Source organism: Staphylococcus sp. AntiMn-1 (assembly GCF_001663395.1).
Taxonomy (GTDB): Bacteria; Bacillota; Bacilli; order Staphylococcales; family Staphylococcaceae; genus Staphylococcus; species Staphylococcus equorum.
Genome location: NZ_CP012968.1, coordinates 2,025,852 through 2,048,782 on the forward strand (window position 1 = coordinate 2,025,852; position 22,931 = coordinate 2,048,782).

16 protein-coding genes and 1 pseudogene are annotated in these 22,931 nt (G+C 34.2%); 14 read left to right on the forward strand and 3 right to left on the reverse strand.

The genetic code is table 11. The features are described 5' to 3' along the window. Positions 1-97: 97 nt before the first annotated feature. The 4 genes from exaC (at position 98) to AOB58_RS09865 (ending at position 9,427) form a co-directional block, all read left to right on the forward strand. A complete protein-coding gene (gene exaC, locus AOB58_RS09850) occupies positions 98-1,618 on the forward strand; it encodes an acetaldehyde dehydrogenase ExaC (RefSeq protein WP_046466034.1) in 1,521 nt (506 codons plus the stop codon). Between the two features lie 213 nt (positions 1,619-1,831). Then, on the forward strand, positions 1,832-6,919 hold the full coding sequence (locus AOB58_RS09855; protein ID WP_064783381.1) for an Ig-like domain-containing protein: 5,088 nt from the start codon (positions 1,832-1,834) through the stop codon (positions 6,917-6,919). A gap of 177 nt (positions 6,920-7,096) precedes the next feature. Beyond that, the gene (locus tag AOB58_RS09860; protein WP_002506476.1) at positions 7,097-8,266 is read left to right on the forward strand and encodes a YbfB/YjiJ family MFS transporter; all 1,170 of its coding nucleotides are present in this window, start codon (positions 7,097-7,099) and stop codon (positions 8,264-8,266) included. Between the two features lie 186 nt (positions 8,267-8,452). Further along, entirely contained in the window at positions 8,453-9,427 is a 975-nt protein-coding gene (locus AOB58_RS09865) for a tRNA dihydrouridine synthase (RefSeq protein WP_021338893.1), read from the forward strand. A 61-nt stretch (positions 9,428-9,488) separates the two neighbouring features. Here AOB58_RS09865 and AOB58_RS09870 read toward each other — a convergent pair whose 3' ends face one another. Beyond that, complete coding sequence (locus tag AOB58_RS09870; RefSeq protein ID WP_064783382.1) at positions 9,489-10,694, reverse strand: MFS transporter; 1,206 nt, start codon at positions 10,692-10,694, stop codon at positions 9,489-9,491. Between the two features lie 271 nt (positions 10,695-10,965). Here AOB58_RS09870 and AOB58_RS09875 point away from each other — a divergent pair, with 271 nt between their 5' ends. The 4 genes and pseudogenes from AOB58_RS09875 to AOB58_RS09890 all read left to right on the forward strand — a co-directional run bounded on the left by AOB58_RS09875 (position 10,966) and on the right by AOB58_RS09890 (position 14,884). Then, complete coding sequence (locus tag AOB58_RS09875) at positions 10,966-12,165, forward strand: M23 family metallopeptidase (RefSeq protein ID WP_064783383.1); 1,200 nt, start codon at positions 10,966-10,968, stop codon at positions 12,163-12,165. Positions 12,166-12,317: 152 nt separating this feature from the next. Further along, positions 12,318-13,064, forward strand: coding sequence for a glycerophosphodiester phosphodiesterase family protein (locus AOB58_RS09880; protein WP_002506480.1), 747 nt, complete (start codon positions 12,318-12,320; stop codon positions 13,062-13,064). A gap of 193 nt (positions 13,065-13,257) precedes the next feature. Beyond that, positions 13,258-13,685, forward strand: a pseudogene (gene arr, locus AOB58_RS09885) (NAD(+)--rifampin ADP-ribosyltransferase). 254 nt (positions 13,686-13,939) lie between these two features. Further along, positions 13,940-14,884 (forward strand): TDT family transporter, encoded by a 945-nt coding sequence (locus AOB58_RS09890; protein ID WP_002506482.1) that lies wholly within the window; start codon positions 13,940-13,942, stop codon positions 14,882-14,884. A gap of 113 nt (positions 14,885-14,997) precedes the next feature. Here AOB58_RS09890 and AOB58_RS09895 read toward each other — a convergent pair whose 3' ends face one another. Further along, positions 14,998-15,915, reverse strand: a complete 918-nt coding sequence (locus tag AOB58_RS09895) for a ketopantoate reductase family protein (RefSeq protein ID WP_021338891.1) — start codon at positions 15,913-15,915, stop codon at positions 14,998-15,000. A gap of 145 nt (positions 15,916-16,060) precedes the next feature. Here AOB58_RS09895 and AOB58_RS09900 point away from each other — a divergent pair, with 145 nt between their 5' ends. The 4 genes from AOB58_RS09900 (at position 16,061) to AOB58_RS09915 (ending at position 19,890) form a co-directional block, all read left to right on the forward strand. After that, positions 16,061-16,579 carry a TetR/AcrR family transcriptional regulator gene (locus AOB58_RS09900; RefSeq protein ID WP_021338890.1) on the forward strand — a complete coding sequence of 173 codons (519 nt, stop codon included), beginning with the start codon at positions 16,061-16,063 and terminating at the stop codon, positions 16,577-16,579. Positions 16,580-16,659: 80 nt separating this feature from the next. Then, a complete protein-coding gene (locus AOB58_RS09905) occupies positions 16,660-17,118 on the forward strand; it encodes a MarR family winged helix-turn-helix transcriptional regulator (RefSeq protein WP_002511636.1) in 459 nt (152 codons plus the stop codon). A gap of 101 nt (positions 17,119-17,219) precedes the next feature. Beyond that, positions 17,220-18,155 (forward strand): ketopantoate reductase family protein, encoded by a 936-nt coding sequence (locus tag AOB58_RS09910; RefSeq protein ID WP_046466031.1) that lies wholly within the window; start codon positions 17,220-17,222, stop codon positions 18,153-18,155. A gap of 91 nt (positions 18,156-18,246) precedes the next feature. After that, positions 18,247-19,890 (forward strand): alpha-keto acid decarboxylase family protein, encoded by a 1,644-nt coding sequence (locus tag AOB58_RS09915; RefSeq protein WP_046466030.1) that lies wholly within the window; start codon positions 18,247-18,249, stop codon positions 19,888-19,890. 154 nt (positions 19,891-20,044) lie between these two features. On the opposite strand, the gene AOB58_RS09920 is transcribed toward AOB58_RS09915, so the two are convergent. Then, a complete protein-coding gene (locus tag AOB58_RS09920) occupies positions 20,045-21,265 on the reverse strand; it encodes an NADH-dependent flavin oxidoreductase (RefSeq protein ID WP_021338888.1) in 1,221 nt (406 codons plus the stop codon). Between the two features lie 303 nt (positions 21,266-21,568). On the opposite strand from AOB58_RS09920, the gene AOB58_RS09925 reads away from it, so the two are divergent. Continuing rightward, a complete protein-coding gene (locus AOB58_RS09925; protein ID WP_002511632.1) occupies positions 21,569-22,573 on the forward strand; it encodes an LLM class flavin-dependent oxidoreductase in 1,005 nt (334 codons plus the stop codon). Between the two features lie 25 nt (positions 22,574-22,598). After that, positions 22,599-22,931 carry a glycine cleavage system H family protein gene (locus tag AOB58_RS09930; protein WP_002506490.1) on the forward strand — a complete coding sequence of 111 codons (333 nt, stop codon included), beginning with the start codon at positions 22,599-22,601 and terminating at the stop codon, positions 22,929-22,931.

The window sequence follows — 22,931 nt, forward strand, 5'->3', positions numbered from 1 at the left end:
GGGTGGAGAGCCTTTTCTTATCAAATTAAAACATTATATAGGAAAGCGCTTACTTTATTTTTTTGAGGGTATTAGACTCAATAAAGGAGGTTTTATAGTGATATATACAAATCCAAATCAAGAAGATGCAAAATACAAAGTAAAATCGAAATATGCTAATTTTATAGGTGGAAAATGGACTGAACCACAAGAGGGGAACTATTTTGATAATATTTCACCAGTTACAGGTGAAAGTTATGCCAAGATACCTAAGTCTACACAAAAAGATGTGGATTTAGCTGTTGAAGCTGCCCAGAAAGCGCAAGTAGAATGGGGTAAAAAATCATTATCTGAAAGATCGCAGTTATTATTAGATATAGCTGATCGTATTGAAGAAAATTTAGAATATTTAGCAGTGATAGAAACGTTTGATAATGGAAAGCCAGTGAGAGAAACACTTACAGCAGATTTACCATTAGTAGTAGATCATTTTAGGTATTTTGCAGGTGTGATTCGTGCAGAAGAAGGCGGCATTTCACAAATAGATAATGATACAGTTGCATATCATTACAAAGAACCATTAGGCGTAATTGGACAAATTATTCCTTGGAATTTCCCTTTACTTATGGCAACTTGGAAAATTGCGCCAGCGATTGTAACAGGTAATACAGTAGTACTAAAGCCCGCAGAGCAAACGCCGGTATCGATTTTACATTTTATTGAAGTGATAGAAGATATTCTACCAGAAGGTGTGCTCAATATAGTAAATGGTTTCGGAAATGAGACTGGTGAGGCGTTAGCGACGCATAAAAACATAAATAAAGTTGCGTTTACAGGTGAAACAACAACTGGAAAAATTATTATGAAGAATGCTAGTGACAATGTTATACCAGTTACACTTGAACTGGGCGGTAAATCACCGAATGTATTCTTCAAAGATATTATGGATGAAGATGATGAATTTTTAGAAAAGGCTGTAGAAGGTTTAGTCATGTTTGCACTAAATCAAGGTGAAGTATGCACATGTCCTTCAAGAGCACTGATTAATGAAGATATATATGAAAAATTCATAGCTTTATGTATAGAAAAAGTTAATAAAATAAAATTAGGAAACCCTTTAGATGAAACAACAATGGTTGGTGCCCAAACTTCAAACGAACAACAAGAAAAAATCAAAAAATACTTAGATATTGGTAAAGAAGAAGGCGCTGAAATTCTTGTAGGTGGAAATGTTAGACAAGAAAACGAGAATTTAGAAAATGGATTTTATATTGAACCAACGATATTCAAAGGTGACCAAAGTATGCGTATTTTCCAAGAAGAAATATTTGGTCCGGTATTATCTGTTGCAACTTTTAAAACAAATGAAGAAGCTCTAGAAATGGCGAATGATACTATCTATGGTCTTGGAGCAGGTATTTGGACGAGAAACCAGAACACTGCGTATCGTATTGGTAGAGGAATTCAAGCAGGACGTGTGTGGGTTAATAATTATCATACTTACCCAGCGCATGCTGCTTTTGGCGGGTACAAAATGAGTGGTATCGGACGAGAAAATCATTTAATGATGTTAGACCATTATCAACAAACTAAAAATCTACTTGTAAGTTATGATACAAAGCCAACAGGTCTATTTTAATGAAAAATAAATAAATATAATGAGACATTTCAAACTATTGCGCTAATGCGTGATAGTTTTTTTGTTACTAAAAATATTTCTAATTGTATATTTTCATAAACCTAATAAATAATTTTCTAACTTAATTTTTATATTTAAATCCATATAAAACTCTTAAAAAAATAATACAATTGTGATATTATATCAAACGACTAAGATTAATGGAGGAAAGCAATGAAAAACAATCATGATTTAACACCCAATAGAATGAATAAATATGCTATTAGAAAACTTTCAGTTGGCACAGCGTCATTATTAGTGGGAAGCGTGTTAGTATTCGGAATCTCTAACGATGCTAATGCAGCAGAAAACGATCTTTCAAAAGACTCCAAAGCACTCAGTACTAATGTGAATGAAGAGGATAACCACTTAGTTGATACAGAAAAAGCAAATAGCAACGAACAAAATCCAGTCAATAATTTTTCAGAAAGCCATGATATTCATAACGATAATTTAAATACTAGTGATAGTGCTTCAGAGCAAAGTGTTGTTGAAAATAAACCAACAGTAAATAACACAGCTGAAATAGACACTAGCAATAAAGAACGAGAAGTAGTTGTAAACACTACTAAAAATAAAGTCACTGACAATAAAGAGAATAATAACAACACGTCGAATGTAATTGAAAAAGAAATTGAAGAGTCAAAAGCTAATAAAACTAATGAAGAAAATAGTGAAATTGTAAAAACGGAAAATAAAATGAAAGCTGCTCATAATTTTGATAACTCATCTCAAAAATTCGAGAATAGAGAAACAAGCGACATAGCAGAGAAAACTACAATAAACCAAAGCGAAGCCCAAAACAGAGAAGATATTAACCATGAAGAAAATAATACAAGTAATAAATTAGAAGCAAAAGATGAAGTGAATACTCAAAGCGAAAATATTAAGCCAGCAAGTGAACATAATGTCCCAGATAGAAATAACACGGAAAGCGTACTAAATACAAAAGAATCAAATAATGCGGTTGCTAAAGTGAGAAAGAGACGTTCAATTATAAATAGAAAAACATCAAGCAAAGCAATGACCGAAGATAGTGCTGTAGAAGCATTAGAGTATTCAGAAAATTACACATTTCAAACTTTAATTTTTGATCCTGAATCATTAGCAAAGAATAGTGTTTTAAATAGTAAAACAATTCCTTTTGAAATCCATAGTTATATGACAGGAGCAAATTCAGGGGATAGATATAAAATAAACTTACAACTTGATCCAATAATTGCTAACCATGTGACAAGAATTACTGTTAACCCAGCTGGTCGTACATCACCAGTACAATTTGTTAGATTATCTAATAAACAAGGTAGATTAACTAACATTTGGCAAGTTAATTTCATTAGAGCAAATAACGGTTTATTTGGCGGTGGTGAAATATTAAGTCAATATACAGCTTCTAATGGGGTCATATATCTTGATACTACAGTTAAAAATATCCTGAACAGTATGAACAATAAACATGATAAGTTAAATTATTTAATCTATGTTAAAGATAATTCTGAAAATAAAAAAATCCAAACTTCAGAAACGAGTGGATATTTTTTAACAGCAGCAGAGAGAGAAATAAATAATATACCACCGGCACAATCCACTAATGCTAATAATTCTTTTAAAGCAAGTAGTGGAACAGTACAATACGATCCTAAAATCGGCAACTTTGGTGGTGCAATTATAGACCAACAAATATTAAAAAATGGAATATTTAACTATCGTGGGAAAATAATGGATGCAGGTCTATATAAACAATGGACATATCATTACCAAATTGACCCAGCTTTATTACCTTATATCGGTTCAATAGAGTTACATAAACAAGATTTTCGCGGGTTATATGGTTTTGACAAGAAATATTATGCAGCCAATAAAGTAGCGACGCTACGTGTAGATTCGAAAGGTAGAGGATCTATTACACATAGTGACTTAAATCAATTAATAGAATTTAATAATGCTTTGCCAGAAACAGTAGGTATTAGAATAGTAATTAAATATAATCAAAGTCCTAATAATATATTGACTAGAAATGCTTCCTATGATCAAAACGGTAATTTAATATCTAGTACAACTCAAGTAAAAGAAGATTTTGCATTCTATGGGTATTTTACAGATAGAAATGGAGGAATAATTAATAACACCTTTGGATCTGCAACCTACTATATACAAGATTTAGATAAAGATGGTTTAACGGATAATTATGAAATTCACAATTCACATTCTGATCCATTTAATGGTGATACAGATAGAGATGGCAAAAATGATGGGGACGAGGTTTTAAGATATCAAACTTCTCCTTTAGTAGGGAAACCCATCGTAAATGACATCACAACAGAGGATACTATTATTAGAGGTGATGTCCCATTAGATAAATCAGCAGCAAGACAAAAGGTGAAAATTTTAAATCCAAATGGCAATGTCATAAAACAAGGCGCGCTAAATAAAAATGGTACGTTTAGTTTTAACGTGTCAAAATTACCACCTGGAAAATATAAAGTGGCTATTGAGTCACCGAATTATCGAAATGCTGAAGTAAATACATTTAATGTAATTGATATGAAAGCATTATTAAAGCCTGCCATTGCACCAGTTAACGATCAAAATACAAACCTCCAAGTCAAAGGTGTTGAAGGTTCTACTGTTGTGGTTAAGGATAATAACAACAATGTTATTGGGACGGTTGTTTTAGGAAAAGGAGAAACAACAAAATCATTACAGTTAAATCAACCGCTAAAAGCTGGAACAGTTTTGACTGCCACTGCCACTAAGAATGGAAAAACTAGCTATGCATCAGACCCAGTAACTGTAACAGATGTGACAGCACCCATAGCGCCAACGGTGACTGAGGTTACGAGTGAAAGTGCGCAAGTTACAGGAACAGGTGAACCTGGTTCAACAATTACGGTTAAACTCCCAGACGGAAGTGTGGCAACAGGCACAGCAGATAATCAAGGCAACTACGCAATCGATATTCCAACAAATGTGGAGTTAGTAGGAAATGAAGAATTGGTAGTGACATCAACAGATGGTGCGGGCAATGTATCGCCAGAAACAAGAGTAACTGTTAAAGATACGACAGCACCGGTAGCACCGATGGTGAATGAAGTGACAAGTGAAGGTACGCAAGTAACAGGTACAGGCGAAGCCGGTTCAACGATTACAGTTAACTTCCCGGATGGAAACACAGCGACGGGAACAGTCGATAATCAAGGCAACTACGTAATCGATATCCCAACAACTGTGGATTTAGTAGGAAACGAAGAGGTCGTAGTAACATCAATAGATGGATCAGGCAATGTATCGCCAGAAACAAAAATTACTGTTAAAGATGTGACAGCACCGGTAGCACCGATGGTGAATGAAGTGACAAGTGAAGGTACGCAAGTAACAGGTACAGGCGAAGCCGGTTCAACGATTACAGTTAAGTTCCCGGATGGAAACACAGTGACGGGCACAGCAGATGATCAAGGCAACTACGCAATCGATATTCCAACAAATGTTGATTTAGTAGGAAATGAAGAATTGGTAGTGACATCAACAGATGGTGCGGGCAATGTATCACCAGAAACAAAAGTAACTGTAACAGATGTGACGGCGCCAGAAGTACCAACGGTTAATCAAGTGACAAGTGAAGGTACGCAAGTAACAGGAACAGGCGAAGTCGGCTCAACAATCACAGTGAAATTCCTGGATGGAAGTGTCGCAACGGGCACAGCTGATAATCAAGGGAACTACGTAATCGATATTCCAAAAAACATAGATTTAGTAGGAAATGAAGAGTTAGTAGTGACATCAACTGATTCATCAGGCAACGTATCGCCAGAAACAAAAGTAACTGTAACAGATGTGACGGCGCCAGTAGCGCCAACGGTGAATGAAGTGACAAGTGAAGGCACGCAAGTAACAGGAACAGGCGAAGTCGGCTCAACAATCACAGTGAAATTCCCGGATGGAAGTGTCGCAACAGGCACAGCAGATAATCAAGGGAACTACGTAATCGATATTCCAAAAAACATAGATTTAGTAGGAAATGAAGAGTTAGTAGTGACATCAACAGATGGTGCAGGCAATGTATCGTCAGAAACAAAAGTGACAGTTAAAGATGCGACAGCACCAGCAGTCCCAACGATAAATGAAGTGACGAGTGAAGATTCACAAGTAAGTGGAACAGGAGAACCCGGCTCAACAATAACAGTTAAGTTCCCAGATGGAAGTGTGGTAACGGGTGTAGCTGATGATAAAGGAAACTACGCAATCGATTTACCAATTGATAAAAAATTAAAAGGTAACGAAGAACTTGTAGTGACATCAACAGATGGAGCAGGTAATGTGTCGCGAGAAGCAAAAGTGAAAGTTAAAGATACGACAGCCCCAGCAGCCCCAACGGTAAATGAAGTTACAAGTGAAAGTACACAGGTAACAGGAACAGGTGAACCAGGATCAACAATCATAGTTAAATTCCCAGATGGAAGTGTCATAATAGGTACAGTAGATAACCAAGGAAATTACGTGATTGATTTACCGGTTGATAAGAAATTAGATGGAAATGAAGAATTGGTTATCACATCAACAGATTCATCAGGTAATGTGTCACGAGAAACAAAAGTGACAGTTAAAGATGCGACAGCACCAACAGTGAATAAAGTTACGAGTGGAGATACGAAAGTAACAGGAACAGGTGAACCAGGATCAACAATTATAGTTAAATTCCCAAATGGAACTATCGTAACTGGAAGGGCTGATAATCAAGGAAACTACGTAATTAATATCCCTTCTATAATAGATTTAAACCCTGGAGATACTATACAAGTCTCATCAATTGATAAGTCAGGAAATATGTCTGGAACAACAACAATTATTGTGAATAATAGTAGTGTTTCAATAACAAAACAAGCGAATGATCATGATAAATCTAGCAATAATTTTGATTTAAATAGTCAATTAGGATTGAATGGAATTGAAGGGGAAGATGGAAAAGAACACACAAATTTAAATAGTAACATCAAACATTCCGATGATTCAGTTAATCATAAATCAGGGACAGATGTAGCTTCCAAAGGCGATGTTATACAAACTAATGATGAAAAAGGTACTATTTCAAATATGAATAATGATAAAAATAATCTAGATAAAGGAAATAATAAACATGTAGATAAATTACCTACTACTGGTGAAAATGAGAACCAAAATAAAGGATTATTCAGTTCATTATTAGCTATGATTGGTGCATTTATATTAATTGGAAGACGTCGTAAAAATACAGAAGAACATTAATAAGTATTAATATTATAAAGATAAAATATCATTAAAGTATTACAAAATAAAGAAGACGGAATGCTCTTTAAATAGAGCTTCCGTCTTCTTTTGTATATAACTTATTGATGATGTGCCATTTCTAAAAATATAGCTTAGGCGTATAATGGAGTAATTAGTAAAGAAAGGTGTGGAGAAATGCAAAAAGCTTATCGGCAACTTATATTAGGTATGATTTGTTTGTTTATAGTTATGGCAATTGGACGTTTTGCATACACACCTATTATGCCGTTTATGCAACAAACGGGACATATGGATAACCAGAGTGCAGGATTACTTGCAACTATTAATTACTTAGGTTATTTAATTGGAGCAATTATTCCTATATGGATAGTTGTGTTTAGCAAGGTTACAGATTTGAAAGTTTATTTACTAATCAATATAGTTTCAACAATATTGATGGGATTATTTGATAATTTTACATTATGGATAATTTTCCGTTTAATCGCAGGGATAACGAGCGGAACGGTTTTTGTTTTAGCCTCAAATGTGGCGCTCGAAGCATTGAGAGCAGCGAACAAGGGTCGTATCTCAGGTATGCTTTATAGTGGTGTGGGTCTAGGCATTTTCACAAGTAGTATATTCATATTTTTATTCACTACAGAAAATAATTGGAAGATAACGTGGATTTTACTGGGCGTTTTTGCTTTAGTTATGGGAAGTTTTGTGTTTTTTGGTATGCGCCAAAATTCAAATGTTGAAAATGAAACACAAACCTTAAATGAAAAGGAAGATAAACCGAAAGTTAAGTTGAATAAAAAATTTATTTGGGGATTTTCAATAGCGTATTTTTGTGAAGGTGCGGGTTACATAATTACAGGTACATTTTTAGTAGCAATCGTTAAATCCATACCTGAATTTGCAGATTATGCAGCGTTAAGTTGGATGTTTGTAGGATTAGGAGCTATTCCATCGACGATTTTATGGTCTATGATGGCTGAAAAATTAGGGTACAGTAAAGCAACTAATTTAGCATTTATTTTACAAATTATTGCCGTAATATTGCCTGTTTTTTCAGAAAGTATAACGAGTTTAGTGATAAGTTCTATTTTATTTGGTGCTACGTTTCTTGGTTTAACGACACTGTTTATGTCTAAAGCACAAACGTTAATGTTTCAAAGTAATAGTAAAATAAATTTAGTTGCTTCATTAACGGTTATTTATAGTTTGGGACAAATGATTGCACCAGCACTTTCTGGTGTATTGATCGGTGAATCTGGAAATTATAATGCAGCACTGATTTTCGCGTCAATTATACTTTGCGTGGGACTATTAAGCAGTATGTATAGTTATAGAGTCACAAATTAAATGATATATTCAAAAGAGAAAATGGATTTAAATAAATAAAAAGTTAGAGGAGTTATATACACGTGTAGAAGTACTCTATTCAGGTTTTTTAACAGTCATAATACTTTTGTGTAAATTGACTTTTTGTGGTAATATCGTCATGGATAAAAATTCGAGATAATAATAGATAAGAAGGTTTAAATATATATGAAAGAAAACTTTTGGCGTGAATTACCACGTCCATTTTTTGTTTTGGCACCAATGGAAGATGTTACAGATGTTGTTTTTCGTCACGTTGTCAGTGAAGCAGGCAGACCTGACGTTTTCTTCACGGAGTTTACAAATACAGAAAGCTTTTGCCACCCTGAAGGTGTACACAGTGTACGCGGACGCTTAACATTTACTGAAGATGAACAGCCTATTGTCGCTCACATTTGGGGAGATAAGCCAGAGCATTTCCGTGAAATGAGTATCGGTATGGCAGAAATGGGCTTTAAAGGCATCGATTTAAATATGGGTTGTCCTGTGCCGAATGTTGCAACAAAAGGTAAAGGTTCAGGACTAATTCAGCGTCCTGAAACTGCAGCTGAAATTATTCAAGCAGCTAAAGCAGGAGGTCTTCCCGTAAGTGTTAAGACTCGACTCGGTTATTCTGATATCGATGAGTGGAGAGATTGGCTGACACACGTATTCGAACAGGATATTGCGAACCTATCGATTCATCTTCGTACGCGTAAAGAAATGAGTAAAGTGGATGCGCACTGGGAATTGATTGGAGAAATTAAAAAGGTTCGTGATGCAATCGCACCGGACACATTATTAACGATTAATGGAGATATTCCGGATAGAAAAACAGGACTCGAACTGGCAGAGAAGTATGGCATTGATGGTGTAATGATTGGACGTGGAATTTTCCAAAATCCGTATGCATTTGAAAAAGAACCAAAAGAGCATACGAGTGAAGAGCTATTAGGTTTGTTAAGATTACATCTTGATCTATTCGATAAATATACAAAAGAAGAACCCCGTCAGTTTAAACCATTGCGCAGATTCTTTAAAGTCTATGTACGTGGCATCAAAGGTGCAGGTGAACTGAGACATCAGCTGATGAGTACGAGTACAACAGATGAAGTCCGGACACTGCTTGATGAATTTGAAGCACAAATGACACCTATACAATAACATTAATATAATTGGATAAAAACACTGAAGAAGTAAAAGAAACGGCTTATAAATCTTAAATTTAAGATTTGTAAGCTGTTTTCTGTTTGATTGTTAATGAAATAATAAATGCAATAATCATGAAAGCTGTGATCATAAATACAACACCTGGCCATTGTATCAGCCCATAGAAGATACCTGCTAATGTACCGCCAATAGATGACCCCATGTAATAAAATAATAGATATAAACTAGATGCTTGCGCTTTATGATGTTCAGCACGACTTGCAACTACGCCACTTGCTATCGCGTGACCACTGAAAAATGCATAAACACTGAATGCCAATCCGAGTATTTTAAAAGCTAAAAAAGGTAAAAGTGTAATCCAAATACCAACGATTAATAGTAATATGCTGAATTTTAAAGCGTTTAATGTGCCTAATTTATTACGTAATTTTGCATTTAATATAGAAGATATCATACCAATTAAGAATAATAAGTAAACAAAGCTAATAATACTGTCATGCAATTGATAAGGTTTAGCTGCCAACACAAAGCCAATATAGTTAAAAGCAGCGATGTTATAGCCTAATAATAGAAAGCCAATCATAAATGGTTTTAGTAAACGAATATTTTTCAAATGTTGACTATAGCTCAATACTAATGCTTTAACAGAAAAGTGTTGTTTCTCAAAATGTCGAGATGCTGGTAGTAAGAAAGCAAATAATATTGCTGCAATAACACTAATAACTGCAATAGAGAATAAGCCGACTTGATACCCATAAATACTTGAAATAAATCCAGTGAATATTCTACCAAACGCACCACCAAAGGCGTTGCCACTAATATAAATACCCATTGCCTCGGGTAAACTATGTGCAGAAATTTCTTCTCCGATATATGCCATGGCGATAGAGGGTAAGCCTGCTAAACAAATGCCTTGTATAAGTCTAACAATTAAGAAGGTGTTGAAATCTGTAATGAACGGTTGCACTAGCGCTAATAATGACACCGAAATTACAGAAAAAATCATAATAGGTTTGCGTCCAATTACTTCCGATATTGCACCGAAAAATAACATAGCAAAAGCTAATGTCAGGGTTGCTGCCGACAATGCCAAACTTGCAACAGTTTCGCTCACATTAAATGATTGTGTGAAGTGGGGTATTAATGGTTGAACGCTATATAGAATTGAAAAAATAGTAAATCCTGAAATGAAAAGTGCAACGATAATTTTAATATATGCTTTTGAACCTCTATTTACATAGTTATTTTTCAAATCTTCCATTATATGACCCCTTTATTCTTAATATATCTATAGTATCACTTAACAGATAATATAAAAAATACATTATTTATTTTAAAAGATCTAATAATATGAGGACTTAGATTATTGAGAAATGACTGTATTTTTTAGAAGCTTTAGATAGAATTTTCAAAAAAATTACAGGTATCTCAAATCAATTACTAAGAAATTAAAAAACAGTTTCTGCTATTCTCTTTATATAATTTCTTTGCTATTGTTAGCTAAGGAAAAATTTTGGGAGGATTTATTAATTATGAAAAAAATCGTTACAGCAACAATTGCTACATTGTCATTGGGAGCAGTGGGCATAGCACAGTCAGACGCAGAAGCATCAGAGAATAATCAATCAGGTACGCAATATTCAAGTAACCAATCTACAAATGGTATATTTGAATATGGTTATATTGATGAAGATAATAATGGGAATTATCACCATACATTAGATGGAAACTGGGATCAATCAATGTTTGATCAACAACAATATTATTTCTATTTAATTGATGAAGAAGGAAATTACCATTATTACTATTTCCCTATGAATGATCAGGGCACAAACTCAACAAATACGAATGCAACAAGTGCATATAATGATAACAACTATAGTGCTGATAAAAGTCATGAAGCTGTTCAACAGAGTGGCTACGATGTAAATGAAGCACCAGCGCAATCACAAGAAGCACCACAAAGTTCTAATAATGAAGTTTCTGCTCAAACTTCATCACAAGAACAAAGCACAGCAGCTAACGACAACGCATCTTATACACAAAATAATACATCATCAAACGAAAACTATGAAAATAGTTATACGCGCAATGACGGTAATGGTGTTGAAGATGTAAAACAAAATGCAACATCAAATAATGTAGAGAACACAACAAATGCACCTGCTACAGAATCAACAAACACAAATAGTTCTAATGAAGGACAAGCTACACAACAAGAAGCGGCACCTTCATCAGAAGCTTCAAACAACAATGCATCATCAAACAACAATAACAATGCGAGCACATCAGAAGCTTCAAATAACAATACATCATCAAACAATAATAACAGCACAAGTTCATCAAATTGGTTAACAAGTAATAGTCAAATGCAACCATATGGTCAATATCATGGTGGCGGGGCACATTACGGTGTGGACTATGCAATGGATGAAAACACACCAGTGTATTCATTAGCAGATGGTACTGTTGTTCAAAGTGGTTGGAGTAATTATGGTGGCGGAAACCAAGTTACAATCCAAGAACAAAACAGTGACAACTATCAATGGTATATGCACATGAATTCATTAAACGTTCAAAAAGGTGACCAAGTTAAAGAAGGACAACAAATCGGTGAGTCAGGTAGCACTGGTAACTCTACTGCACCACATCTACACTTCCAACGCATGGAAGGCGGAATTGGTAACGGTTATTCAGTAGACCCAACTTCATACGTAAACTCAAAAGCTTAAATTAAAATGATAAAATAAAACGTTCTTGAAATTCTGTTATAGAATTCAAGGACGTTTTTTTATAGTAATATGCAGAATTAACAAAGAATATTTGAAATATCTTTAATACCATATCATACTTACATTAAATTTAAATTGAAGAGGATGATGGTATGTTTACTGTTTATGGACATAGAGGTTTACCAAGTAAAGCACCAGAAAATACGCTCGCGTCTTATAAAGAAGCTGGGAATACGCCTGGATTAAAATGGATAGAATTAGATGTAGCGATTACTAAAGATGAACAGTTGATTTTAATCCATGATGATTTTTTAGATCGAACAACGAATATGGTAGGAGAAGTGACACAATTAAATTATTCCGACATCAAAGATACATCAGCAGGTAGCTGGTTTGGCACAGAATTTGAAGCAGAAAAACTACCTACGTTTGATGAGGTTATTGAATTGGCAAATGCCTATAACATGAACTTAAACATTGAATTGAAGGGCGTTACAGGTCCGAATGGCACAGTATTATCAGAAAGTATGATTAAACAAGTTGCAGATAAACTAAAAAGATTAGATTCGGAGTTAAATGTATTGATATCAAGTTTTAATTTGGTTTTAGTGAAATTAGCAGAGCAGTTTATACCTGATTATGAGAGAGCTGTAATATTTAAATCAGCAGCTTTTGGTGATGATTGGAGAACGTTATTAGATTATTGTGGTTCGAAAATAGTGAATATAGAAGATGCGAAATTGACAGAAGCACGTGTTAAAAAAATTAAAAATGCTGGCTATGTATTAAACGTTTGGACAGTAAATAAGCAATTACGTGCAAATCAATTAGCAAATTGGGGCGTTGATGGTATTTTTACAGACAAAGCAGATGAAATGATTCATTTAGAAAGATTGTAAAATTGTATTTCTGGAGGGGATTAGGAAAGCAAATTCCGAATTTTGATTTTCTTCTGCTCTTTTTAATATGATTTAAAATCAGAGGTCCTTTGTCTTAATTATACATTAAATAATAATATTATTATAGACTACTTCTTTATTGTTTATCAGTTTATACTGGTGAATAGCTTAGATGAAGAAGGAGTGTTGAACAATGGTAGAACAAAAAGAAGTGTTGGATCAAGGACCATTTTTTCATGGGACAAAGGCTGAATTACAAATAGGTGATTTACTACAAACACAGCGAATTTCTAATTATCAAAACCGTAAAATGAACCATATTTATTTTACTGGCGCTTTAGACACAGCTAAGTGGGGGCAGAACTTTCGGCTACATTAGCTGACGAACCGGCACAAGAATATATTTATATTATTGAACCCATTGGGGCATTTGAAAATGATCCTAATGTCACAGATAAAAAATTTCCTGGTAACCCAACTCGCTCATATCGCTCGAAGGAACCTTTGAGAATTGTAGCAAAATTAGCTACATGGGAACGACACTCGAATCATGATATTGAACAAATGTTAAAAGGGTTAGCACAATTACGTAAAGATGGATTAGACATTATTGAAGATTAATATACAATTGTAATGAAAATAATGTAAAGCAGTCTATAATTAATAACAGTGGGCTGCTTGTTTATATAAAAAAAGATTATTCCCAGTGAGGTATTATCTGTCACATATTAGTGTTAAAATTCATTTGATAAATGAGAAGAATCATATCGGCTTTCAAAGCAATATAAACAGATGTAACGCTTGGAATTCGATAAAATAGTATAGTTATAATGTATGTAATATTCAAATATAAATAAAAAGGATTAATAAATGATATGTTTCGAAAATTTATAAGTGTAATACCGACTGCTATTTGTGGCTTAGCATTGGGTATTTCAGCATTAAGTAATCTTTTGTACATTATGGATAGGAATGTTTTAGCTACAATATTTTTAATTATTAGTGTTATTGTGGTTGGATTATTTATACTAAAATGTATACAATTTCCTAGCATTGTATTGAAAGAATTATCTGACCGTAATATATGTGCGACTTTTCCCACGTTTACAATGACGTTTCTGACATTACTCTATATCTTATACCACCAACTGAATATTACCTGGGAAATCATAATTTGGTTGTGGTGGTTCGTTGTGATACTGCAGTTTGTTATTATTGGGTTATTTATTTATTACCATATTTATTTACATGAAAATGAACGTATCGTTCCGAGTACCAGTTGGTTTGTTACATTTGTGGGAATTGGCGTTATTTCAGAAACTGCTGAAGATTTTTCACCATTCTTTGGGGAATTGATCGTGTATATTGCGACGCTATGCTTTTTAGTATTAATATGTGTCGTACTGTTTAAAAAGACATGGCGATTATATAACGAAAATCAATTTCCTATGACAATCATCATAGCAGCACCAGCTTCACTTTGTTTAAACGGTTATTTATTAAGTGTAGTACATACACAAATGTTTTACATTATAACGATGTTGATTATCTCTCAACTCATATTTATATACTCATTAACATTTATACCGAAATTATATAAATTGAATTTTAGATTTTCATTCTCAGCATTAACCTTCCCGTGGGTGACAACAGCGACATCACTCTATAACTTACTTGAAATTGAATCTTTACCTCATAAAGTACAAAGTGTGTTGTATTTTGTAATGATATTTGAAGTGATATTTGCAATCGTGACTGTGATTTACGTGATTTTAGGATATGCTTCATTTCTAAAGAAACGTACAATTGAAATAAAATAACCTAAATTAAAGAATGAACCTATCATCTAGTCAGCATAGTGGGAGTGGGTATACGAAATTAAATTTTGATTTCGTATACCCACTCCTTTTTAACTGCAATGAATTGAGTCGTTTTAACTGACGGATTTGCTCGCTTCAAATAGAGCATCTAGATGACTTGTAGTTAGTGCTGTATTTTGATTGAGTACTTTAACATCGTTATAAAGTGCTTCAAGCTCTTTAAAAGAACCTTGTGTTTGATTGATGAGGCCAATGTTCATAACTGTTTTTAATACTATATTGGATAATCCTTTGAAATTTTTAAATATAATAAACTGTGCTTTTGGTTTTATAGTATGGCCTTTGTGTTCTAACAATTGATGTAGTTCAGTAAAAGCAGCTATCGTTTCTTTGGTTAACGTCTGCGCGTTAGTGTTTTGGTTTTGTTTTAGAATAAATAGCATGTTTAAAGGTAAGACTAAAGCAGCGTGTGACATCAACCAATCTTCAAAGTTCTGTTCATAAGTTAGTTTGATTTTCGCATTTTTAAATATTGAATTTAGTTTGTCTGAGAATGTAATTTCTCCATGCATGTTTCCTACTTTGAGCTCTCCAGCATTAAATCTTAAAATATTAGTATGGCTTGCTTCTCTTGAACCACCAGTCATTAAAAAGCCGAAAGTGATATGCTTAAGGTGATTACTCTGTTGCGTCAATGTGCTTTGTAGTAATTTAGGATTCATGTTATTTCCAATGAAAATAATGTTTTCACTTTTGTTTTGAGCTAATGTTGGTACGACATTGTAAAAATCTGAATATTTCATAGTTACAAAAATAACATCATAAATATCATGTTCTGAAAGTGTACTTATCGTTGTTATATGTTCATTTGTCGTTTTTCTTTGCAATGAATGCTGAAGTTTCAAACCTTTTTGATTCAAGTGCTCTAAAGTTTTTCCACGTGCAAACATTGTAATGTCATTATCTTTGGTATTTAGTGCGTGAGCTAAAAATTGCCCCTGTACACCTGCACCATATATTAAAATTTTCATATCATTATCACTCCAATTTAGTTATTGAACAATTGTTTAATAGCTTGAAGTTATCATCAATAAGATTTAAACTCAATGAACAATACAACCTTGTTGATGTTTAATGAACAAATATTAAAAAATGTTGATATTAAAAGGAGTTAAAATGGATAAACGAAAAGAAAAATCCCAAAAACTTATTATTCGTAGCTTTGTTGAACTGATTAGAGAAAAAGACTTTGATAAAATATCAATGAATGATATTGCTCAACATGCCAATATAAATAGAGGTACCATTTATTTGAATTTTATAGATAAGTACGACATTTTAGACCATGCAATTGATTATATTTTGGGCGCAGCAGTGGATAAATGCAATATTTATCTTGCAGAATCAGGAGATAATAAAGAAACGTTGCGTGAAGTCATGTACGTGATTGACGATAAGTACGATATTTTGAAAACTTTGGTTAAAAAGTCAGATCTTAATATGCTTAAGCAAACATTATCAAAGAAAATGCGCGACACCATAAATAAACAAAACAGTGAAATTACTGCCCAGTTTTTATCTTCTGCTGTAGTAGGCGTTATTATATGGTGGATTGAAGAATCAAAACCGTGTGATATAGATACTTTAGTAGGAGAACTTTCTGTATTATTGGAGCCACATTTAAAGCACTTGTAACAATCAACTGAACTGTAATAAAGATATTAATTAATAACCCCCGCCGATGCGCTAAAAATTACAAAAAAGGAATGTGAATAATGGAAAGTAATAATAATGATTATGAGAATTTGTTATTTTATTTTGCTTACAAAACGTTTATAAATACAGCAGATGAAATTATTGAAGCATATGGCTTAAATAGACAACATCATAGGTTCTTATTTTTTATCGAAAAAGTACCTGGAATTACAATAAAAGATTTATTGAAAAGTTTAGAGATTTCTAAACAAGGCAGTCATGCAACGTTGAAAAAATTAAAAGATGAGGCATATATCACTGAACAACCAACCGAAACGGATAAACGTATTAAAGCCTTGTACCCCACAGAAAAAGGAACCAAATTAGTAAAAGAACTTAATAAGGCACAAAATGATTTATTTCAAGATATACAGAAAAAAGTTGGCAATGATTGGTATGCCATAATGGAAGAATTTGCTTCTTATCGTACAGGATTTCAAGAAGTAAAATATTTAAAAGACGAGAATAAGAAAGATTAAATGATTAAACAACTTTATACTATTTAAAATTAAGGATTTTCTAACTATAGCGGAATTAACTTGCTGAATTACTATTATGAAATAAAAGGAAGGATGATTGTATGGTTAAGATAGCAATTGCAGGGGCAGGAGCAATGGGTGGTCGTGTTGGGACGCAAATTGCCGAAGCAGGATATGATGTAACTTTAATAGATTATTGGACAGAACATATTACAAATATTCAGCAACATGGCTTGAATATACAAACCGAAAAAGATACATATCATATTAATATCAAAGCGCAGTTGCCAGAACAAATCGATGAACAATATGATTTGATTATCATTTTAACAAAAGCGATGGATTCAGAAGCAATGATTGAGGCGTTGAATGAAGCTAATGCGATTAAAGAAACAACGGCGGTATTAACAATGATGAATGGCTTAGGACATGAAGAACGTTTTGCCAAAATCATACCGAAATCACAAATATTTTTAGCAGTAACGATGTGGACAGCAGGTTTAAGAGGGACTGGACAAATACTGTTAGAAGGTACAGGAACAATAGAACTGCAGCGCGCAGACGGTGGGGAAGACTATCGTACAGAAGCGATTAATACAATTTTTAATAATGCAAAATTAAATTCTACAATCAGTGATAATGTCTTTGAATCTATATGGTCAAAAGCTACATTGAACAGTGTACTGAATCCATTATGCACGATCTTAGATAAAACAATAAACCAATTTTCACTATATGAACAAGCACGACAAATGGTTATTCCTATTATTGAAGAAATCGTGGCTGTGGCTCATGCACGAGGACTAGAACTCAATTTTGAAAATTTAATTAACAAAATTGAAGCTGCTTATCCAATTGAATCACAAGGTTTACATTATCCATCAATGCATCAAGATTTATATAAAGGGCGGCTAACAGAAATAGATTATTTAAATGGACAAATTGTTACATACGGTAAAGCCTGTGGTGTGGCGACACCACATAATGAAATGCTGACACATATGATTCATCAATTAGAATTAACATATAAAAAATAGTAAAAAAATAAAGTCAACATCGTTGACCTTTCAACTCTATTAAGTTAAGTTTGTAGTGTAATAGAGATGGATAAAAAAGGGGAAATGATGAATGAAAAAACGTATAGGACAATATTTAATGGACTGCATCAGCGCTGTAGGCGTCGATAAAGTATTCGGTGTGCCAGGTGACTTTAATCTGACTTTTCTAGATGATATTATTAGTCGCGATGATATGGACTGGGTTGGTAACACAAATGAATTAAATGCTAGTTATGCGGCTGATGGCTATGCGCGCTTAAAAGGGATAAGTGCAATGGTAACAACATTTGGTGTAGGAGAACTCAGTGCTGTTAACGGTATTGCTGGTGCATATGCTGAACGTGTGCCGGTTATTCAAATTACCGGTGCGCCTACAAGAGCAGTAGAAAATGCAGGGAAGTATGTGCATCATTCCTTAGGAGAAGGAAATTTTGATGACTACAGAAAAATGTATGAACCGATTACGACGACACAAGCGTATCTTACGCCTGAAAATGCCCAGTCAGAAATTCCTAGAGTAATTGAAGCTGCATTAACTGAAAAACGCCCAGTGCATATACATTTACCAATTGACGTAGCAAGCGTAGAAATTGAAGTAGACCAACCGTTTGAAGTGCCACAACATCAGGGGATGGATGTTGCTAAATATGTGAATATGATCAAAGAAAAGTTACAAAGTGCGGATAAACCAGTCATAATCACAGGCCATGAGATTAATAGTTTCGATTTACATGAAAAGCTTGAACAATTTGTGAATCAAACGCAAATTCCTGTAGCACAATTATCATTAGGCAAAGGTTCGTTTAATGAAGAAAACCCATATTACATGGGTATTTATGATGGCTCTTTAGCAGAAGAAGATATTAGAAATTACGTGGATCAAAGTGATGCAATTTTAAATATTGGAGCGAAATTAACAGATTCTGCAACTGCAGGATATTCGTATCAATTTGATATTGATGATGTCGTTATGATTAATCATCGTCACTTTAAAATGAATGAAACGAAAGATATGGAAGTATCACTTATCGATTTATTGGATGGCTTAAATACAATTAATTACGTTAATGGCGCAACGTTCCCTCAATTTCAACGTCCTAAAGAAAAACAATACGATTTGAATGGAGATCCTTTATCTCAAGCAACTTATTTCAAAATGATGCAAGATTTTATTAAGCAAGACGACGTGATATTAGCTGAACAAGGCACATCATTCTTTGGTGCTTATGATTTAGCGTTATACAGTAACAATAAATTTATAGGACAGCCATTATGGGGGTCAATTGGTTATACTTTACCAGCGACACTGGGTACGCAGATGGCGAACACACAGCGTAGAAATTTATTATTAATTGGAGACGGTTCCTTACAATTAACAGTACAAGAAATGTCTTCGATGATCAGAGCGCAAATCAAGCCGATTATTTTTGTTATCAATAATGATGGTTATACAGTAGAACGTAAAATTCATGGAGAAAATGCGTCATACAACGATATTAAAATGTGGGATTATAAATTATTACCAACAGTCTTCGGTGGAAAAGATGAAGTCATTGTGCACGATGTGACAACGAGTGAAACACTACAAAATACATTCCTCGAAATCGAGGCACAACCAGACATGATGCATCTAGTTGAAGTGAAGATGGCAGTACATGACGCACCACATAAATTAAATGCAATTGGCCAAGCATTTGCCAAACAAAATGGTTAAATTCACATAAAATGTAACAAGGAAGCATTGGACATGATAAGGTCCAATGCTTTTTACATATTTTGAGATATTAATTCGTTTTTACAAAGCAAATACGCGATATAAAAAAGACAAACTAAGCTGTTTTATCTGCTCAGTTTGTCAGTATTTTAAATTAATCTTTTTCTATTGCTTCATAATCTACTTGATCATAGTTTGTTTCAAGTTTACGTAACTCGTCACGGGTTTCTTTTTTTAACCCTTCGCCGTAGTCCATCATTTTAACGATATCTTTAAACGCCGCGTACGGGATTGCGAGTTCATCAATATCGTCGATGGTTACATGTAAATCAATATCCTCTGGACGGTCTTCTTGTAATTTTAAGACAAAATCTGGTTCCGTCACAAATGGAGACGACATCCCCACCATATCTGCATGTTGTAAAGCATCAAGCGCACTTTCAGGTGAATTAATACCGCCACTAGCGATGACAGGAATTCTACCATCAAGGTAATCATGGACGACAGCATTGACATATTTTCCTGTGTGCTTGCCGTCAGAACGGACTTTGTTTTGATAAATTTGACGTCCCCAACTTGCGATTGCTAAATATTGTATATTCGCTGTATCTAATACCCAATCCAGATGTTCGTTGAATTCGTCTATTGTATAACCCACATCACTCCCTCGTGTTTCCTCAGGTGTAGCGCGATAGCCTAAAATAAATTGTGGTGGTGCTTCTTTATCAATGACTTTTTGTACAGCAGCTAGTATTTCCAACCCGATACGAGCACGATTATCTAAACTTTGATTTCCGTATTGATCTGTACGTTGATTAGAAAAAGTAGAGAAAAATGTTTGTATAAGTAAGCGTTGGGCAGCTGAAACTTCTACACCATCAAAACCAGCTTGTATAGCACGAGAAGTTGCCTCCGCATATTGATGCGTTACAGAGGTGATTTTATCTATAGACATAGCTAGAACGTCATGTTGAATAGGAGAATTTAAGGACATAGCGCTTGGGCCATAAACTTGGCCATAATTTAAGATGGCTTGATTTGAAAATCTTCCTGCGTGAGTCAGTTGTAAAATGGCTTTATTGCCATTTTTTTTCATTGCAGTTGCTAATTTTTTTAAACCAGGTATACAACTGTCATCAGTGATACTAAAACCATATTCAAATAATTGACCATAAGGTTCAATATAGGCTGCACCTGTTACTTGTAAGGGCGCAGCGTGTGCCCGGCGTTGTGCATAGCGTAAGTCTTGCTCAGTAATATGTCCGTCTTGTGTTGAGGAATTCGTAGTCATAGGTGATAGCACAAAACGGTTATTGAAGACGACGCCATTGGGTAATGTTAATGGTTCGAATAATGCTTGATAATGAGTTTTCATAACTATAACCTCGATCTTCGTTGTAATATGTAATTTTAAATTAACACTAATAGGATATCGTGGTCAATTAAATAAAAAATATGGTAATTTTTTCAAGCAAAATGTAACAAAAATTTTCTATATCAGTTATCCTAGAGGGTGAGGGTAATTTAAAAAAGGGAAACATGTTTTGCAGATACGTGTCTAAAGTTTTGTACATGAATTTTAGCATAACTGAGATACGATATACACTCAAACGAAAGTGCTTACATTATAAGTACGACAAAGTATATAAGGTCAGTATTGGTGGAGGTGGTAACCAACGTGGTTCAATTGAATATTTTAGATTACGCTGTTATTGATGAAGGCAAGTCAGCACAAGATGCCTTACAGGATACAGTACGCTTAGCGCAATTAGCAGACAAACTTGGTTATAAGCGCTTTTGGATGACGGAACATCATAATGTACCGGCGTTTGCATGTAGTAGTCCAGAATTATTGATGATGCAATTACTGGCAAAGACGAAGCAAATCCGACTCGGTTCGGGTGGAGTGATGTTACCGCATTATAGTCCGTTTAAAGTGGCTGAAAATTTTCGATTATTAGAAGCATTTTACCCTAGGCGTGTAGACTTAGGTATCGGTAATAATTCAGGTACACCCAGTGTAAAACAAGCTATGAATGAAACGAAAACACATTTCTTAGACTACGAGCAGTCTATTACCGATGTGCGACATTATCTAACTGAGCGTGAACCAGAGCAACGTTTTAAACAAGTATTTGCACAACCTCGTGTTACTACTGTGCCTCAAATGTGGCTATTAAGTACGAGTGTACCGTCTGCACAAATGGCAGGACGTCAAGGCATGGGATATACACTGGGAACTTTTTTATTACCTAATGAAAAAGCAATTAAAAAAGCTGAAAGCAGTGTACAAGCTTATAGAGAAGCCTTTAAACCTACGGCATTAAATATGAAACCTACTGTTATGCTCACTACATTTGTTGCAGTTGCTGATACAGCATCAGAAGCAGATGCACTAGCTCAATCATTAGACGTTTGGCTACTAGGAAAACAACAATTTGCCGAATTTGAGCGTCTACCTTCTATCGAAACAGCACAATCATATTCACGTTCTGAAAGAGATGAACGTTTGATTACTCAAAGCCGAGCTCGTATAATTGTAGGTACAAAAGAAAGTGCAAAAAAACAAATAGACACAATGATTCAAACATTTAATGCTGACGAAGTGATGGTTGTACCTTTGATACCAGACATAGCGCAACGCTGTCGTACAATCGAATTACTCGCGCAAATATATTTATAACAAATTGATGAAAGGAAGATATTTTATGAAAAAATTAGCAAATTATTTATGGGTAGAAAAAGTTGGAGAGCAGTACGTATATAGTATGACACCTGAATTGCAAGATGATGTAGGAACAGTAGGTTATGTTGAATTTATGGGTGGCGACGACATTAAAGTCGATGACGAAATTGTTAGTATTGAAGCTTCTAAAACAGTATTAGACGTTCAATCACCATTAGCAGGTAAAATTGTTGCACGTAATACAAAAGCTGAAGATGAACCAACGCTTTTAAATTCTGAAAAAGCTGAAGAAAATTGGTTAGTTAAATTAGAAAATGTTGACGAAGCAGCATTTAATGCACTTCCTGAGGCATAA

What these genes read in the sequence shown, in the direction of transcription:
- AOB58_RS09900 (WP_021338890.1), top strand. Translation starts at nt 16,061, where the DNA reads ATGGATAAACGAAAAGAAAAATCCCAAAAACTTATTATTCGTAGCTTT.
- AOB58_RS09870 (WP_064783382.1), bottom strand. Translation starts at nt 10,694, where the DNA reads ATGGAAGATTTGAAAAATAACTATGTAAATAGAGGTTCAAAAGCATAT.
- AOB58_RS09930 (WP_002506490.1), top strand. Translation starts at nt 22,599, where the DNA reads ATGAAAAAATTAGCAAATTATTTATGGGTAGAAAAAGTTGGAGAGCAG.
- AOB58_RS09905 (WP_002511636.1), top strand. Translation starts at nt 16,660, where the DNA reads ATGGAAAGTAATAATAATGATTATGAGAATTTGTTATTTTATTTTGCT.
- AOB58_RS09915 (WP_046466030.1), top strand. Translation starts at nt 18,247, where the DNA reads ATGAAAAAACGTATAGGACAATATTTAATGGACTGCATCAGCGCTGTA.
- AOB58_RS09860 (WP_002506476.1), top strand. Translation starts at nt 7,097, where the DNA reads ATGCAAAAAGCTTATCGGCAACTTATATTAGGTATGATTTGTTTGTTT.
- AOB58_RS09855 (WP_064783381.1), top strand. Translation starts at nt 1,832, where the DNA reads ATGAAAAACAATCATGATTTAACACCCAATAGAATGAATAAATATGCT.
- AOB58_RS09910 (WP_046466031.1), top strand. Translation starts at nt 17,220, where the DNA reads ATGGTTAAGATAGCAATTGCAGGGGCAGGAGCAATGGGTGGTCGTGTT.
- AOB58_RS09875 (WP_064783383.1), top strand. Translation starts at nt 10,966, where the DNA reads ATGAAAAAAATCGTTACAGCAACAATTGCTACATTGTCATTGGGAGCA.
- AOB58_RS09880 (WP_002506480.1), top strand. Translation starts at nt 12,318, where the DNA reads ATGTTTACTGTTTATGGACATAGAGGTTTACCAAGTAAAGCACCAGAA.
- AOB58_RS09895 (WP_021338891.1), bottom strand. Translation starts at nt 15,915, where the DNA reads ATGAAAATTTTAATATATGGTGCAGGTGTACAGGGGCAATTTTTAGCT.
- AOB58_RS09865 (WP_021338893.1), top strand. Translation starts at nt 8,453, where the DNA reads ATGAAAGAAAACTTTTGGCGTGAATTACCACGTCCATTTTTTGTTTTG.
- AOB58_RS09890 (WP_002506482.1), top strand. Translation starts at nt 13,940, where the DNA reads ATGTTTCGAAAATTTATAAGTGTAATACCGACTGCTATTTGTGGCTTA.
- AOB58_RS09920 (WP_021338888.1), bottom strand. Translation starts at nt 21,265, where the DNA reads ATGAAAACTCATTATCAAGCATTATTCGAACCATTAACATTACCCAAT.